15 protein-coding genes and 1 pseudogene are annotated in these 15,015 nt (G+C 66.5%); 8 read left to right on the top strand and 8 right to left on the bottom strand.

The window, feature by feature from the left end; translation table 11 throughout:
- The 4 genes and pseudogenes from B6S44_RS04565 to B6S44_RS04550 form a co-directional block, all read left to right on the top strand.
- Positions 1–103: pseudogene (locus B6S44_RS04565) on the top strand (IS110 family transposase); the annotation flags it as partial.
- A gap of 154 nt (positions 104–257) precedes the next feature.
- On the top strand, positions 258–545 hold the full coding sequence (gene gatC / locus B6S44_RS04560; protein WP_057192735.1) for an Asp-tRNA(Asn)/Glu-tRNA(Gln) amidotransferase subunit GatC: 288 nt from the start codon (positions 258–260) through the stop codon (positions 543–545).
- A 61-nt stretch (positions 546–606) separates the two neighbouring features.
- Positions 607–2,139, top strand: coding sequence for an amidase (locus B6S44_RS04555; RefSeq protein WP_129155525.1), 1,533 nt, complete (start codon positions 607–609; stop codon positions 2,137–2,139).
- A gap of 98 nt (positions 2,140–2,237) precedes the next feature.
- Positions 2,238–3,125 carry a PhzF family phenazine biosynthesis protein gene (locus B6S44_RS04550; protein WP_129155524.1) on the top strand — a complete coding sequence of 296 codons (888 nt, stop codon included), beginning with the start codon at positions 2,238–2,240 and terminating at the stop codon, positions 3,123–3,125.
- A gap of 11 nt (positions 3,126–3,136) precedes the next feature.
- On the opposite strand, the gene B6S44_RS04545 is transcribed toward B6S44_RS04550, so the two are convergent.
- Together B6S44_RS04545 and B6S44_RS04540 are read right to left on the bottom strand one after the other, a co-directional pair.
- Entirely contained in the window at positions 3,137–3,499 is a 363-nt protein-coding gene (locus tag B6S44_RS04545; RefSeq protein WP_129155523.1) for an MmcQ/YjbR family DNA-binding protein, read from the bottom strand.
- A 97-nt stretch (positions 3,500–3,596) separates the two neighbouring features.
- Positions 3,597–3,773, bottom strand: a complete 177-nt coding sequence (locus B6S44_RS04540) for a DUF1127 domain-containing protein (RefSeq protein ID WP_129155522.1) — start codon at positions 3,771–3,773, stop codon at positions 3,597–3,599.
- A 134-nt stretch (positions 3,774–3,907) separates the two neighbouring features.
- On the opposite strand from B6S44_RS04540, the gene B6S44_RS04535 reads away from it, so the two are divergent.
- Positions 3,908–5,416, top strand: a complete 1,509-nt coding sequence (locus B6S44_RS04535) for a winged helix-turn-helix domain-containing tetratricopeptide repeat protein (RefSeq protein WP_129155521.1) — start codon at positions 3,908–3,910, stop codon at positions 5,414–5,416.
- Between the two features lie 117 nt (positions 5,417–5,533).
- Positions 5,534–5,944: a GFA family protein gene (locus tag B6S44_RS04530; RefSeq protein WP_129155520.1), complete on the top strand. Its 411-nt coding sequence runs from the start codon at positions 5,534–5,536 to the stop codon at positions 5,942–5,944.
- Here the strand turns inward: B6S44_RS04530 and B6S44_RS04525 are convergent.
- Positions 5,941–7,011 carry a malate/lactate/ureidoglycolate dehydrogenase gene (locus B6S44_RS04525; RefSeq protein ID WP_129155519.1) on the bottom strand — a complete coding sequence of 357 codons (1,071 nt, stop codon included), beginning with the start codon at positions 7,009–7,011 and terminating at the stop codon, positions 5,941–5,943. The genes B6S44_RS04530 and B6S44_RS04525 overlap by 4 nt on opposite strands.
- Before the next feature lie 182 nt (positions 7,012–7,193).
- Between B6S44_RS04525 and B6S44_RS04520 the strand changes: the two genes are divergently transcribed.
- Complete coding sequence (locus B6S44_RS04520; RefSeq protein WP_129155518.1) at positions 7,194–7,589, top strand: HesB/IscA family protein; 396 nt, start codon at positions 7,194–7,196, stop codon at positions 7,587–7,589.
- Positions 7,590–7,606: 17 nt separating this feature from the next.
- On the opposite strand, the gene B6S44_RS04515 is transcribed toward B6S44_RS04520, so the two are convergent.
- The gene (locus tag B6S44_RS04515; RefSeq protein WP_164985721.1) at positions 7,607–8,665 is read right to left on the bottom strand and encodes a GGDEF domain-containing protein; all 1,059 of its coding nucleotides are present in this window, start codon (positions 8,663–8,665) and stop codon (positions 7,607–7,609) included.
- Between the two features lie 100 nt (positions 8,666–8,765).
- Positions 8,766–10,232: a DEAD/DEAH box helicase gene (locus B6S44_RS04510; protein ID WP_129155516.1), complete on the bottom strand. Its 1,467-nt coding sequence runs from the start codon at positions 10,230–10,232 to the stop codon at positions 8,766–8,768.
- Positions 10,233–10,498: 266 nt separating this feature from the next.
- Between B6S44_RS04510 and B6S44_RS04505 the strand changes: the two genes are divergently transcribed.
- Positions 10,499–11,215 carry an alpha/beta fold hydrolase gene (locus B6S44_RS04505; protein ID WP_248309428.1) on the top strand — a complete coding sequence of 239 codons (717 nt, stop codon included), beginning with the start codon at positions 10,499–10,501 and terminating at the stop codon, positions 11,213–11,215.
- 3 nt (positions 11,216–11,218) lie between these two features.
- On the opposite strand, the gene B6S44_RS04500 is transcribed toward B6S44_RS04505, so the two are convergent.
- The 3 genes from B6S44_RS04500 to parE all read right to left on the bottom strand — a co-directional run bounded on the left by B6S44_RS04500 (position 11,219) and on the right by parE (position 14,729).
- The gene (locus B6S44_RS04500) at positions 11,219–11,479 is read right to left on the bottom strand and encodes a hypothetical protein (protein WP_129155515.1); all 261 of its coding nucleotides are present in this window, start codon (positions 11,477–11,479) and stop codon (positions 11,219–11,221) included.
- Positions 11,480–11,594: 115 nt separating this feature from the next.
- Entirely contained in the window at positions 11,595–12,503 is a 909-nt protein-coding gene (locus B6S44_RS04495) for a LysR family transcriptional regulator (RefSeq protein ID WP_129155514.1), read from the bottom strand.
- 165 nt (positions 12,504–12,668) lie between these two features.
- A complete protein-coding gene (gene parE / locus B6S44_RS04490) occupies positions 12,669–14,729 on the bottom strand; it encodes a DNA topoisomerase IV subunit B (RefSeq protein ID WP_129155513.1) in 2,061 nt (686 codons plus the stop codon).
- Positions 14,730–15,015 lie beyond the last annotated feature (286 nt).

Here is a 15,015-nt window from a genome sequence, read left to right as displayed (position 1 = left end):
AAAGCCAAAGCTCGTCGCCATCATCGCGACGGCCCGAAAACTCGTCACGATCCTCAATGCCGTCATCCGGGACCAACAACCATGGCGCGAACAAGACGCTTGACCACCAAGACAGTCGCTCACCCCTGCCCCTCTCCCATCCGGGAGAGGGGATCCCGCGCTTGGATTGAGGCGTGTTGCGGGCTGGCCGCGCCCGCCGTATAGCCCGTGACCACACATCATGTTCGCCAGTGCCGCGAAGTTTCAGGAGCCCGCCCATGTCGGTCGACGCCGCCACCGTCAAACGCGTCGCGCATCTCTCGCGCATCGCCGTCGATGATGCGGATGTGCCGAAGCTGCAAGGCGAGCTCAACGCCATCCTCGGCTTCGTCGAGCTGCTCAACGAGGTCGATGTCACAGGCGTCGAGCCAATGACCTCGGTCACGCCGATGGTGATGAAGAAGCGCCAGGACATCGTGACCGACGGCGAGATCGCCGACGAGATCGTCGCCAATGCGCCGGCCTCCGAGGACGACTACTTCATGGTGCCGAAGGTGATCGAGTGAGCGCCTGAGGCGCTCCGCTCACCATCATCGCCCGACCGCATACGTTTTACGGATATTCGCCGTGACCGATCTTACCCGCCTGACCCTGACCGACGCCCGCGACGGGCTGAAGGCCAAGCAGTTCTCTGCCACCGAGCTCGCCAAGGCGCATATCGCCGCCGTCGAGCAGGCGCGGGCGCTCAATGCCTATGTGCTGGAGACGCCCGAGCACGCGCTGAAGCAGGCCGCCGCCTCCGACGAGAAGCTCGCCAAGGGCGAAGCTGGTCCGCTCGAGGGCCTGCCGCTCGGTATCAAGGATCTGTTCGCGACCAGGGGCGTGCGCACTACCGCCTGTTCGAAGATCCTCGGTAATTTCGTGCCGGCCTATGAATCGACAGTGTCGAGCCAGCTCTGGCGCGATGGAGCCGTCATGCTCGGCAAGCTCAACAACGACGAGTTCGCCATGGGCTCGTCGAACGAGAGCTCGGCCTTCGGGCCGGTGGTCAATCCCTGGCGGCGCAAAGGCTCCAACGTAGGGCTGGGCTCGAATGTCGGGGCCGGCGCTGCCGGCGCGATAGAGGGCAATCATCTGGTGCCCGGCGGCTCCTCCGGCGGCTCGGCTGCGGCGGTTGCCGCGCATCTCTGCCTCGCTGCGACTGCGACCGATACGGGCGGCTCGATCCGCCAGCCTGCCGCCTTCACCGGCACGGTCGGCATCAAGCCGACCTATGGCCGCTGCTCGCGCTGGGGCATCGTCGCCTTCGCCTCCTCGCTCGACCAGGCCGGGCCGATCGGCAAGACCGTGCGTGACTGCGCCGTGATGCTGCGCTCCATGGCCGGGCACGATCCGAAGGATACGACCTCGGTCGATCGGCCGGTGCCAGACTACGAGGCTTCGGTCGGCCGCTCGGTCAAGGGCATGCGCATCGGTATCCCGAAGGAGTACCGGCTCGAAGGTCTGAACTCCGAGATCGACGCGCTCTGGCAGCAGGGCATCGACTGGCTGAGGGCCGCCGGGGCCGAGATCGTCGAGATCTCGCTGCCGCATGCCAAATACGCGCTGCCGGCCTATTACATCGTCGCGCCGGCCGAGGCCTCCTCCAACCTCGCTCGCTATGACGGCGTCCGCTACGGCCTGCGCGAGCAGGGCCGCGACATCGTCGAGATGTACGAAAAGACCCGCGCCGCCGGCTTCGGCGCCGAGGTCAGGCGCCGCATCATGATCGGCACCTATGTGCTCTCCTCAGGCTATTACGACGCCTACTATCTGCGCGCCCAGAAGGTCCGCACGCTGATCAAGCGCGATTTCGAGCAGGTCTACGACCAGGGCATCGACGCGGTTCTGACGCCTGCTACGCCGTCCGCGGCTTTCGGCATCGGCGAGAAGGGCTCAGCCGACCCGGTCGAGATGTATCTCAACGACGTCTTCACGGTGACGGTCAACATGGCCGGCCTGCCGGGCATCGCGGTGCCGGCCGGGCTCGACAGCCAAGGCCTGCCGCTTGGCCTGCAGCTGATCGGCCGGCCTTTCGACGAGGAGACGCTGTTCTCGCTCGGCCAGGTGATCGAAGAGGCCGCCGGCCACTTCCCGGTCAGCGAGCGTTGGTGGGCCTGAGCCCGCTGCCGCTTGATCGGTCGCATTCCGAATCCTGACTTCTCTCGCGCGATTACGGGTGGCAGTCTTCGGGCCTGATCAGGCTGCCGGAGACTGCCATGCCGTCCTATCCGTTCGAGACCGTCGACGTCTTCACCGACCGCCGCTTCGGCGGCAACCAGCTCGCCGTCTTTACCGATGCGCGCGGCCTCTCGGACGCCGAGATGCAGGCGCTGGCGGCGGAGATGAACTATAGCGAGACCACCTTCGTGCTGCCGCCGAGCGATCCGGCCAACACGGCGCGCGTCCGCATCTTCCACCGCACCGCCGAGATGCCCTTCGCTGGCCATCCGAATGTCGGCACCGCCTGCGTGCTCGCCGCCCATGGCCGCGACCGCGACGGCATCCTGCTGTTCGAGGAGCTCGCTGGGCTCGTCGAGGTCCGGGTCGCGCGCGGTGGCGCCGGGCTGGTGACGGGTGCGACCATCGCCGCGCCGCAGGCACTCTCGCTCGGCGTCCAACTGCCGGCCGATGCTATCGCTGCCTGTGCCGGGCTCAGCCCCCAGGACGTTCTCACCGGCCGCCATCCGCCGCAGCAGGCGTCGGTCGGCGTCAAGTTCGTCCTGGCCGAGGTCACGCCGGAGGCGCTGACACGGGCGATGCCGGACATCGCCGCCTATCGCCGGCTTGAACAGGCCAACCCGGCCCTCGAAGGCCGCCTGTCGATCTTCTTCTACGCCTGGGATGGCGACAGGGTCCGCGCCCGCATGTTCGCGCCGCTCGCCGGCACCTGGGAAGATCCCGCGACCGGCAGCGCCAGCGCGACTTTGGCAGCCCTGACCCTGTCACTCTCCGACAAGGACAGCCTCGCCTTCGAGATCGCGCAGGGCGTCGAGATGGGCCGGCCGAGCCTGCTGAACGTCACTGCGCGGCGCGTCGATGGCGAGATCCGCGCCACCGTCGGCGGCGGCTGCGTGCCGGTGCTGCGCGGCGAGGCGACGGTGTAAGATTCCGTCACTCAGACGGATAGCCCCAACTCCGCGCGCAGCTTGCGCGTCAGCCCCGCCGCGACAAGCCGGTGGCTCTCGCGCAGATAGTCGCGGAAGGCGTCGTCCGGCAGGCCTTCGTCTGAGAAGCGCTGGATCCACTTCATCCCGCGCGAGGCGAGATAGGGCGCCGGCCTGCAGCCGGGCGCGTCGCGCAGCATCTCATAGGCCAGCGGCGAGCATTTGAACGAGACGAAGAGCGCCCCCTCGGCGTCGTCGCGGCCGAGCGCGAACACCTTCCCGCCGACCTTCCAGACATCGGCGCCGCCCCATTGCACGACATGGCTGGTCGCGGGCAGGGCGGCGCAGAAGGCGTTGTATTCGGCGAGGGTCATGGTGTCCTGCTGTCGCGGATCGCTACGTCGGAGCATCCCATATCCCAAATGACGACCGGTTGGTGTCCGGAGCCGACGGTCTGATGCAGCTTTCGCCTTAGCGTTGCCAGAAGCGCTTGGCGATCTCCGTCTCAACCTGCTGTCTCGTCAGGCCGATATCGTTGAGCAGATGCGGATTCTCCTGCGCCATTCGCGTGAGCTTCCAGCGAGCGCGGATACGCTCGTGCCAGGTCGCTAGGATGCTTCGCAGGGGCGAGGCGGGAGTATCGTTCATGGCAACCTCCCGATGACTCGAAGGGCGAGACCCTCGATCTGAAGGAGGTTGAGTTCTGCGGCACGCAAGCAGCACCGTCCTTAAGCTCACCCAAAGAGTTCCAAAAACCTCCAAACCGGCTATGGAATCGGCCCATGCGGGGATCGCGCTTTGCCTTTGGTCCGTTCGTGCTGGACCCAGCCCTGGGAACGCTCCTGCGGAACGATGTCCCCGTCGCCATCGGCTATCGCGGGCTGAGGCTGCTTGCGGCGCTCGCCGGAGGGTCTGGCGAGATTCTTGGCAAGGCCGCGCTGATGGACGCGGCGTGGCCAGGCACCGCCGTCGAGGAGGGCAACCTCACCGTTCAGATCGCGCAATTGCGGAAGCTGCTCGGTCCGACCGCTGAGGGCGGCGAATGGATCGTCACGGTTCCGCGCGTCGGCTACCGTTTCATCGGGGTCGTCGAACAATTGGGCGATGCCAAGCGAAAACCTTTGCCGCTGCCGAGCAAGCCATCGATCGTCGTGCTGCCCTTCGTCAGCCTCGGCAGCGATCCCGAACAGGACACCTTCGCGGACGGATTGACCGAAGACCTGATCACCGACCTGTCCAGGACCCCGGAGCTGTTCGTCATCGCCCGCAACTCGGCCTTCGCCTACAAGGGCAAGGCGAGGGATGTGCGCGAGATCGCCGAGGAGCTCGGTGTGCGCTACCTGCTGGAGGGCAGCGCACGGCGCGTCGCGGGACGCGTACGCATCAACGCCCAGCTGGTCGACGCGATGAGTGGCGAACACCTCTGGGCGGAACGCTTCGATCGCGGGCTGGACGATATCTTTGCGGTTCAGGACGAGGTCACGGCCAGGATCGTCGAGGCCTTGCTCGGCCGGCTGCGCACCCCGCCGCCGCGCCATCGGCCAAAAAGCCTCGAAGCTTACGATCTGTGCGTGCGAGCACGCCGGCTGATGGATGACACGCCCCAGGCAGCGCAGGAAGCGCATCTATTGCTGACCCGCGCTGTCTCGCTCGATCCGGATTATGCCGAGGCCTATCGCTGGCTCGCGCTGAATCACTGGATGGGATGGGTGCATTCCGGCGGGCCGACAGAGGCGTCCCGCAGCATTGCCTTGGAACTGGCACGCAAGGCCGTCGCGATCGACCCTAGCGATGCCGGTGGCCGCTGGACCCTGGCCTATCTGCTTGCCTATGAGCGCAACTTCGCCGAGGCGGATGCGGAGTTCGCCAGAGCGATCGAACTCGACCCGAACGAGGCCGATGCATGGGCGGCCCTGTCCGACATCACGGTGCTGGCCGGGCGGGTCGACGAAGGCCTCGACCATATTCGCAAGGCGTTCCGGCTGAACCCGTTTCCGGCAAGCTGGTACTATCTGCCGCTCGGCCAGGCGCTCTATGCCGCCGGCGAGTACGAGGCCGCGGTCGAGGCGCTGCGCCGGGACGAGACACATCGGACGAGTTCACGCCGTTTTCTGGCCGCTAGCCTTGCTCAGCTGGGCCGGGTCGACGAGGCGCGCGCAGAGGCAGAGCTTTTCCTGGTCGGCAATCCGGATTTCAGCATCCGCCACTGGGCCACGATGGAGCCGTTCCGCGGTGCTGCGATGCGCGAGCGCTTCGTCGAAGGCTTCCGCAAGGCCGGCCTTCCGGAGTGAGGGAGCCGGCTCTGGCCATCTAGGCTGAGGGCTGATGGAAATGGCTCTGTGGAACCGACCCGAACCACGCACCGTTGGTCTGCCGCTCAGAGCGCTAACTCCGAACGAGAGACGCCGATGAAACTCTCCGGTGGCTGCAATTGCGGACAGGTCCGCTACGAACTCGATGGCGAGCCGATCCGCGTCGGCATCTGTCATTGCGAAAATTGCCGGAAAGGCTCCGGTTCAGCCTTCTCCTATTTCGGCATCTGGCCCAGAACCAGCGCGACCCTGTCGGGCGAGCTCGGCTGCTGGCAGAGCCGCGCAGGAGGCGAGCGCTTCTGCCCGACCTGCGGCTCACCGCTGTTCTGTTGGGCGGACGATTCCGACGAGATCGAGATCAAGCTCGGCACATTGGACAGCCCGCCGAGCGCGCTCATGCCGACCTATGAGCTCTGGACCATCCGCCGGGAGCCATGGCTGGCGCACCAGAAGGGCGCCGAGCAGCATACGCGCGATCGCGAACGACCAGAACCTAACGGCGGTTAGAAGCTCTCGGCGTCGACGCCATGGACCTTGGCAGCCGCAACGATCTGCGACCAGGTCTCGGCGTCGAGCGGGATGCCGTCGCGCTCGCGCTCGATCCTCGTCGCGCGCTCCTTGTCGCCGGGCGCCAGCACGGGCTGGGATGGATCCAGCGGCGCGGCGGCGCGGACGAAGGTAAGATAGTTCTCGATCCGCTGCTGGCGCAGGCCGGCATCCGGCTCGAGCCGCGCCGGGTCGATCAGCACGCCGAACAGCGAGTTGATGATCCAGCTCTTGTGCGGCTTCTCGTCGATACGCGCGGCGCCCATCAGCCCGGCAGACAGTAATTCGGCGATCAGCGAGAGGCCCGCGCCCTTATGGTCGCCGAAGGGCAGGAGCGCGCCAAGCGGCAGATTTGGCTGCAGAAAGACATGCCTCGGCTCGACCGTCGGGCGGCCTTCGCCATCGATGATGTAGCCTTCCGGCACGTCGACGCCTTTGTTGAGCGCAACCCGTGCCTTGCCATGCGCCATGCGGCTGGTGGCGAAGTCGAGGATCAGCGGCTCGCCGCCCGGCACCGGAAGGCCGATCGAGATCGGGTTGGTCCCGAAGCGCGCCTCCCTGGCGGCGAAGGGCGCGACGATCGGCGGCCGACCGGCGACATTGACCCAGAAGACCGAGATCAGCCCGGCAGCCGCCGCGACCTCGGAATAGTGGCCGATGCGGCCGATATGGTGGGAGTCGAGCAGGTTGAGCACGGCGACGCCACCGGCCTGCGCGATCGTGATGGCACGGTCGACGGCGTTGCGGGCGGTCGGCTGCCCGAGTGCGACATTGCCGTCGGCGATCAGGAAGGGGCCCGCCTCGCTACGGATGCTGAGCCTGGCCTGCGGCTTCAGGTTGCCGTCGGCGAGCGCGTTGAAATAGAGCGGCAGCATGCCGATGCCATGGCTGTCATGGCCGCTGAGATTGGCCAGCACCAGATGCTCGGCCGTCTCGTTCGCGTCGTCCTCGCTCCAGCCGGCGGCGGTGATCATGGCGCGGGTGATGGCGCGGAGAGCGGCAGGCCGGTGCAGACGATACGAGGTCATGGCTCTCTGTCAGAGGCTGGAACGGTCCGGGCAGAGTGCACGGGCCCGCGCTGCATGCAATGCGCAGCAGCAAATGGCGCCATCCCGGCCTGTGCATCTCGACGTTGCGCTCACCAATCCTTATGTTGCTGTCTGCAATCCTGTTTTCACCGGACCTTGAATCCGGTCGAGGAGGGACGAGGATGTTTTCGATACCTGGCCTCAAGGTGGTCTCGCTGACCGATGCCGCCGCAACCCGCATTCGCGCGATCATGGCGCAGTCGGGGCGTGACGATCCGCAAGTGCCTGCGCTTGGCCTGCGCGTCGGCGTCAAGAAGGGCGGCTGCGCCGGCATGGAATATACCTTCGAGGTCGCACGCGCGGTCGAGAAGGGCGACGAGGTCGTGACCGAGAAGGACGCGACGGTGATCGTCGACGCCAAGGCGGTGCTGTTCCTGCTCGGCACCGAGCTCGACTTCAAGAGCGACCGCTTCTCCTCGACCTTCGTCTTCAACAACCCGAACCAGGTCTCGGCCTGCGGCTGCGGCGAATCGGTCGAGATCAAGCCGCGCGCGGAAAACGCATTAGCCGCTCAATGAAATGAAACGAAGGTTGCTCAGGCGACCTTCGCCGCGTCCTGGATCGCATCCTCGGTGACAGTGCGGTTGCGGCCGTCGCGCTTGGCTTGCAGCAAGGCATTGTCGGCGCGCTCGACGATCGAGCTCGCCGTGTCGCCGCGTCGATAGACCGCGACGCCGAGCGAGATGGTAATGCGCCCGAGGCTCTCATTGGTCGAGCGCTTCACCAGCTCGCGGGTCAGCAACGCCTGGCGGACGGTCTCGGCGCCGAACTTGCCAGCGACGACATCGGCTTCCGGCAGGATGATGGCGAACTCCTCGCCGCCGAAGCGGGTGATGATCGCCTTGTCCTTGAACTTGTCCTTCATCGTCTTGGCGACCAGACGCAGCACCTGGTCGCCGGTCAAATGGCCGTGCATGTCGTTGAAATTCTTGAAGAAGTCGATGTCGGCCATGACCAGAGCGAAGGGCTCGCGCCGCAGCGTCGCCTGATCGATCGCCTTCTGCAGCATTTCCTCGAAATGACGACGGTTGGCGAGGCCAGTGAGGGGGTCGGTCAACGCTTCGGCTCGCGTCGATTCCAATGCCTCGCGCAGATTGTGGATCTCGTGCGCGCTTTCGCGCAGCTGGGTTTCGAGCTGAGTCTTGCGCGCAACCTCCTCGCGCGTCGACAGCACGAGCGCCTCGACCCATTCGCGCAGCTTGTGCCGGTCGGCCGAGGGCGGAACCTCCTCCGACATGGCGCAGAGCCGGCCGTGATACTCCTCGCTGGAGCTGAGCGCCCGGTCGACCAGGGCCATCATGCTGTCGATCTCGGCGAGAACCTGCAGGCTGGTGCGCTCGGCTTGGCGCGAGATGCGGTCGGTGCTGATGAATTTCTCATAGAGCGTGTCGATGTCGGCGGCGCCGACCTCGCCATTGCTGGCGGCGATGACGGCGTTCATCGCCATGCTCAGCGCCGGCATCTCGCCGCTGAGATGCGCGTACCAGACCTCGAAGGCGCGGGGATAGCCCGGGGAATAGTGCTGACGCATCGCCGCGACGACCTGTTCGGCGAGGTCGTGAGCTTGCGGCAAGCCCGATCGGCTGGTTGTCATGACGTCCTGTCCCCGCCGGCCGCGAAATTCTTCCGCAGCCGCTACGCGGGTGATCCTAGGACGATCGAGGTTAAAGCAAGGTTGCTCTGCGAAGCGCGGTTCAGCCCGCTCGGACAGGGCGCAGCAGGAAAGCGGGAACGTGGTCGCCGAGACCCTTGACCTGCGGTCCGTCGTCCAGATCGTCGCGGCGCGGCGAGCGGGGCCGCTCGTTGCCACGATGTGGTGCGGCATTGTCGGATACAGGCTCGCGACGGGGCGGGCGCTCGCGGGGCGGCGCGGCCTCACGGGCCGGAGCAATCTCACGGGCGGGCGCCGGCTCGGCCTTCGCCTCACCACGCGGCGGCCTGCCATCGCGTCCGCCGCGTTGCGGGCGGCCGCCCTTGCGGTCGTCGCCACGGCGGCCACGGCGCTCCTCGCGAGGCTCGCCCGGCGGTAGCGCGTCGAGGCCGGGACCTTCCCACTCGATGCTCTTGCCGGTCAGCTTCTCGATCGCCGCAACGAGCTTGTCGTCATGGCGCGTGACGATCGTAAAGGAGGCGCCTTCGCGACCAGCGCGGCCGGTACGGCCGATGCGGTGGACATAGTCCTCCGCATGGGTCGGCACGTCGAAGTTGAAGACGTGGCTGACGGCGGGGATATCGAGGCCGCGGGCGGCGACGTCGCTCGCCACCAGGATCGGGAACTCGCCGGTACGGAAGGATTCGAGCGCCGCCATGCGGGCGTACTGATCCATGTCACCATGCAGCGCGACAGCCGGGAAGCCATGGCTTTGCAAGGACTTGTGCAGCGTTGCTACATCGCGCTTGCGATTGCAGAAGACGATGGCGTTCTGCAAGTCCCGGGCTTCGCGGATGAGCTTGCGCAGCGTGTCGCGCTTCTCGAAATCCTGGCTGTTCGAGGCGATCAGGCGCTGGGTGATGGTCGCGGCCGCCGTCGCCGGGCGGGAAGCCTCGATACGGATCGGGTTGTGCAGGAACTGCTCGCTGATCCGGGTGATCTCGGGCGGCATGGTCGCGGTGAAGAACAACGTCTGCCGGGTGAAGGGCACGAGCTTGCAGACGCGCTCGATGTCGGGGATGAAGCCCATGTCGAGCATGCGGTCGGCCTCGTCGATGACGAGCAGCTCGACGCCGGTGAGCAGGAGCTTGCCGCGCTCGACATGGTCGAGCAGGCGGCCGGGCGTGGCGATCAGCACGTCGACGCCGCGGGTGATCTTGGCATCCTGGTCGCCGAAGGAGACGCCGCCGATCAGCAGCGCCACCGAAAGCTTCTGGTTGACGCCGTAGCGGGTGAAGTTCTCCTCGACCTGGGCGGCGAGCTCGCGGGTCGGTTCGAGGATCAGCGTGCGCGGCATCCGGGCGCGGGCGCGGCCGTTTTCCAGGATGGTCAGCATCGGCAAGGTGAAGGCGGCGGTCTTGCCGGTGCCGGTCTGCGCGATCCCGAGAACGTCCCTGCGAGCGAGCACGTGGGGGATGGCCTGGGCCTGGATGGGGGTGGGCGTCGTATAGCCGGCGGTGGTGACCGCGGTTAGAACCTTATCGCTCAGGCCGAGTTCGGCAAAAGACATCGATGGTAGCGCTTCTCAAGGGTCGGTGACACGTGGCGGGATGACCGATCGACCGCAACGGTGGCGCGACTTTTCTGGGCTGCGCGCCTTCGGACGCCCGTGCATTGCAGAAAAAACAGGGCAAAGTCAACATTCTAGAGCCGGTTCCGATCAGCTTGCGCTGCAAGGCTTATCGGTAAGAATGGTTTCCATCTTAACCTGAGACCGGGATTACTGATCAGATTGAGTCGATCCGATCGGATCTGGCTCACTAAGGTCGGTGAAGAATGAGCGCTGTGACGATGAAGACGCCGGAAGCTCTGGTCCTGATCCCGGGCCTGAATTGCACGCCAGCGCTCTATGCTCCGCAATGGCCGGCGCTCGCGCCAGGCCGCCAGATTCTCGTCGCCGAGACCACTGCGGACGACACCATCGCCGCCATCGTCGAGCGCTTGCTGGCGGCCGCGCCTGAGCGCTTCGCACTGTGCGGGCTCTCTATGGGCGGCTACATCGCCCTCGACGTGATGCGGCGAGCGCCGGAGCGCGTGACGCGGCTTGCCTTGCTCGACACCACGGCCAAGCCGCCGACGCCCGAAACCAACGCGCCGCGCGAACAGATGATCGCGCTGGCTGAGAAGGGCGCCTTCGACAATGTCGTGACACTGCTCTGGCAGAAGCTGGTCGCGCCTGACCGCCTCGCCGACGAAGCGCTGCGATTGGAGGTCCGGGCGATGGCCGAGGCAGTGGGAGCATCGTGTTTCATCCGCCAGCAGCGCGCCATCATGGGCCGCCCTGATGCGCGGCCGGTTCTCGCGACGATCTCCGTCCCGACCCTGGTCGTCGTCGGCGCGGAGGACGCGATCACGCCACCGGACGAGGCACGCGAGATCGCCGCCGGTATCGGAGCGAAGGTGCGCTACCTGGAAGTGCCGGGCTGCGGCCATTTGTCGACGCTGGAGGCGCCGCAGATCGTCACGCCGGTCCTGCTCGACTGGCTCGGCTGAACCTCAGCGCTGGACCACGCAAGGGTCGAGCTTCGTCTCGCCGGCGCGTTTGACGATCGATCCCGTGGTGAGCGGGTCGAAGGACTGGCCTTTGGCAGCGGCGTGGGCGGCCTGACGCATCGCATCTCGATCGAGTTGCGCCGTCTGGCTCGAGATGAAATTGGCGGCAATGACGGAAAGGAAGGCGATCGCTGCGCCGGCCTTGGCGATATCGCCGACCATGGTACCGCGCTGGTTGCGCAGGAAGGCGATGACGAGGCGCATCGCTGCTCTCCGAGCTTACAAGACAAGGCGCTAGGCGCCGATCAGGAAATCTTGCGGCGGCGGCTGTAAAAACTTGGTTAGCGAGGTCCGACTGCCGCGGATGGAAATTGATCCATCACGGGCGCCCCTCGAGCCTGCCACGATGCTCGCGGAACAGTTTGCGTAGCGTTTCCAGCACCGCGAGCACGGCCGGGCGCTGACGACCGGTCTCATGCGAGACCAGGAAGATTTCGTCGGCAGTCGCCTCGGGCGGCTCTTCCAGGCGGATCAGCGCCGCATCGGCGTCTGCCAGGAAACAGGGCGCCATCGACACTGCGCCAGACGAACGGATGCTCTCGTAGCGCGCGGCCGAATCGCCGACCCGGGCGGCGATCGGCCGGCCGGCGGCCCAGGCGAGGATATGCTGCTCGATCCGCGACGAGACGTCCCGGCTGACCGAGATGATCGGTGCCGTCGTCGGGTCGACCTCGCGGCGGACATAGAAGGCCTGCGCCAGCCTGCCGACCTTCTGGCCAAAATAGCCGGCGCCCTCCGGCGGCCTGCGCATGCGGATCGCGATCTCGGCCTCGCCCTGGGCCAGATCGAGGCGCTCGCGGGTGCTGAGGATGACGATCTCGACGCCTCCTGCCCCGGCTGAAAGCCGGGTCGCATGTTGCGTCAGGAACAGGCTGATCGAGGTCGTCGCGGTCACGCGGACCGGCGCATCGTCCCGAGCCCGCGCAGATGTCGCCCGCGCCTCGAAATGTGCAACGGCTTCGGCTGCGGCAGCTGCGTCCGCAGCGAGCGAAAGACCGATCCCGGTCGGGATCAGGCGGTTGGCGCCGCGGCGGAACAGCGGCAGGCCGAGCCGGGCCTCGAACGCCTTCAGCCGCCGCGCAACGGTCGTCTCGCTCAGCCCAAGCGCAGCCGCCGCCAGAGCCAGCCCACCGCTCGAGGCAATGGCGTGGAAAATCTCGATGTCGCCCCAGAGCGAGGCCGGGCTCTGGGCATCGCGTCGAGATGGAGTGGCAGCAGGCTCGCCCATACGCTCAGCGGCCAGAGATCGGACGCGGGATGGTGTCGCGGGGCAATGTCATGGTCGGCATTGTGCGGATCGGTCGGCATGCGCGCAGGATGGGCGCGCAGGTGTCGCGACACAGCCCGGCAAGCTTGCGGGGGTGTCCAGCATGCGAGCCTCCGCCGGCATGCCTCACAGGTCGATCAGCTCGCGGGCAAAGGCGGCCCGCTCCTGGATGAAGAGGAAGCGTGCCTCCGGCTTGTTGCCCATCAGCCGCTCGACCGTGTCGGAGGTCTCTTCCTTGTTCTCATGGTCGACCATGACCTTGAGCAAGGAGCGCTTGCTCGGGTCCATCGTGGTTTCCTTGAGCTCGGCCGGCATCATCTCGCCCAGGCCTTTGAAGCGGCCGATCTCGGGCTTCTTGCCCTTGAAGACGGTCTCGATCAGCTCGTCCTTGTGGGCATCGTCGCGAGCATAGACCGACTTGGTGCCATGACGCAGCCGGTAGAGCGGCGGCACCGACAAATACAGATGCCCCTTCTCGATCAGGCGCGGCATCTGACGCCAGAAGAAGGTGACGAGGAGCGAAGCGATATGAGCGCCGTCGACGTCCGCGTCGGTCATCACGATGACCTTCTCGTAGCGCAGGTCGTCCTCGCGGAACTGAGTGCCGATGCCGCAGCCCAGCGCCAGGATCAGGTCGGCAAGTTGCTGATTGGCGTTGAGTTTTTCGCGCGTCGCATTGGCGACGTTGAGGATCTTGCCGCGCAAAGGCAGGATCGCCTGGTTGGCGCGATTGCGTGCCTGCTTGGCCGAGCCGCCGGCCGAGTCGCCCTCGACGATGAAGAGCTCCGAACCGGCGGCGCCGGCATTGCTGCAATCGGCGAGCTTGCCCGGCAGCCGGAGCTTGCGCGTCGCGGTCTTGCGGGAGACCTCCTTCTCGAGCCGGCGGCGCAAACGCTCCTCGGCGCGGTCGACCGACCAGTCGAGCAGTTTCAGCGCCTGCTGCGGCGAGGCGGCGAGCCAATGGTCGAATGCATCGCGCAGCGCGTTCTCGACGATGCGGGCGGCTTCCAGCGTCGCCAGCTTGTCCTTGGTCTGCCCCTGGAACTCCGGCTCGCGGATGAAGACCGAGAGCATGGCGGCGCAGGTCGCCATCACGTCGTCGGCGGTGACCTGCGCCATACGCTTGCTCTGGCCGATGCGCTCGGCGTGGTCGCGCAGGCCGCGCAGCAGCGCGATGCGCAGGCCGGATTCATGCGTGCCGCCTTCCGGCGTCGGAATGGTGTTGCAGTAGGAGGACGAGAACCCGTCCTCGCCGGTCGCGAGCCAGGCGATCGCCCATTCGAGCGAGCCGTGGCCACCTTCCTTCGTGATCTTGCCCGAGAAGATCGGCTCGGCGACGAGGTCCTTGCCTTCGATCTCGCGGGCGAGATAGTCGCGCAAGCCCCCGGGGAACTTGAAGACCGCCTCGGGCGCGATATCGCCCTCGGGCTTCAGCAGCGAGGGCGCACAGCGCCAGCGGATTTCGACGCCGCCGAACAGATAGGCTTTCGAGCGGGCCATGCGAAACAACCGCGCCGGGACGAAATGCGCGCCTTCGCCGAAGATCTGCGCATCGGGATGGAAGCGCACGCGGGTGCCGCGCCGGTTCGGCGCCCGGCCGACCGTCTCCAGCGGCCCCTGCGGATGGCCGCGCGAGAAGGTCTGGCGATAAAGCATCTGGCCGCGCGCGACCTCGACCTCGAGCACGTCGGACAGCGCGTTGACCACCGAGACGCCGACGCCATGCAAGCCTCCCGAGGTCTCGTAGACCTTGGAATCGAACTTTCCGCCGGCATGCAGGATCGTCATGATCACTTCGAGCGCCGACTTGCCCGGGAATTTCGGATGTGGGTCGATCGGGATGCCGCGACCATTATCCGTGACCGCGAGCGAACCGTCGACGAAGAGCTCGACATCGATGAAGCTGGCATGGCCCGCCACCGCCTCGTCCATGGCGTTGTCGATCACTTCGGCGAAGAGGTGATGCAGAGCCCGCTCGTCGGTGCCGCCGATGTACATGCCGGGCCGGCGCCGGACCGGCTCCAGCCCTTCGAGCACTTCGATGGTGGAGGCGTCGTAGCCGGCCTCGGACGGCGTGCCGCCGCGCGGTGCCGGGGCAGGGCGCACAGGTTTCGGCGCAGGGGCGGGCGCGCGCGATTCCTCGCGCATGTCCTTGCCGCCGTCCTCGCCGAAGAGATCGTCCGCCATCGCCACTGCGCTCGCTGATTCGCTTTGTCTGCAGGATATCGTATCGGCCCGACGGCCGCTTGCCGCAGCCGTATAACCCGTCGTTCATCCGCAATAAACCGATCGAGATGCCGCCGAAAGTCAGGAATGGCGAGGCCGTCGCCGAACCGTCATCGAACGATGGCACAGCCGGCCCGTGGAACCCCGTATGCTGCTCGACGGTTCAGCTGCCGTTAACGGCAGCGGTCTCATCATCGGCGTTGCGAATCGGGACTGGTCCCGGCCGCGCATTCGGCTAATCTGGCAT

This window comes from Allobosea sp. Tri-44 (assembly GCF_004123845.1).
Taxonomy (GTDB): Bacteria; Pseudomonadota; Alphaproteobacteria; order Rhizobiales; family Beijerinckiaceae; genus Allobosea.
The sequence above is the reverse complement of the archived record's forward strand: the minus strand, read 5'-3'. Positions and strand labels throughout refer to the sequence as shown.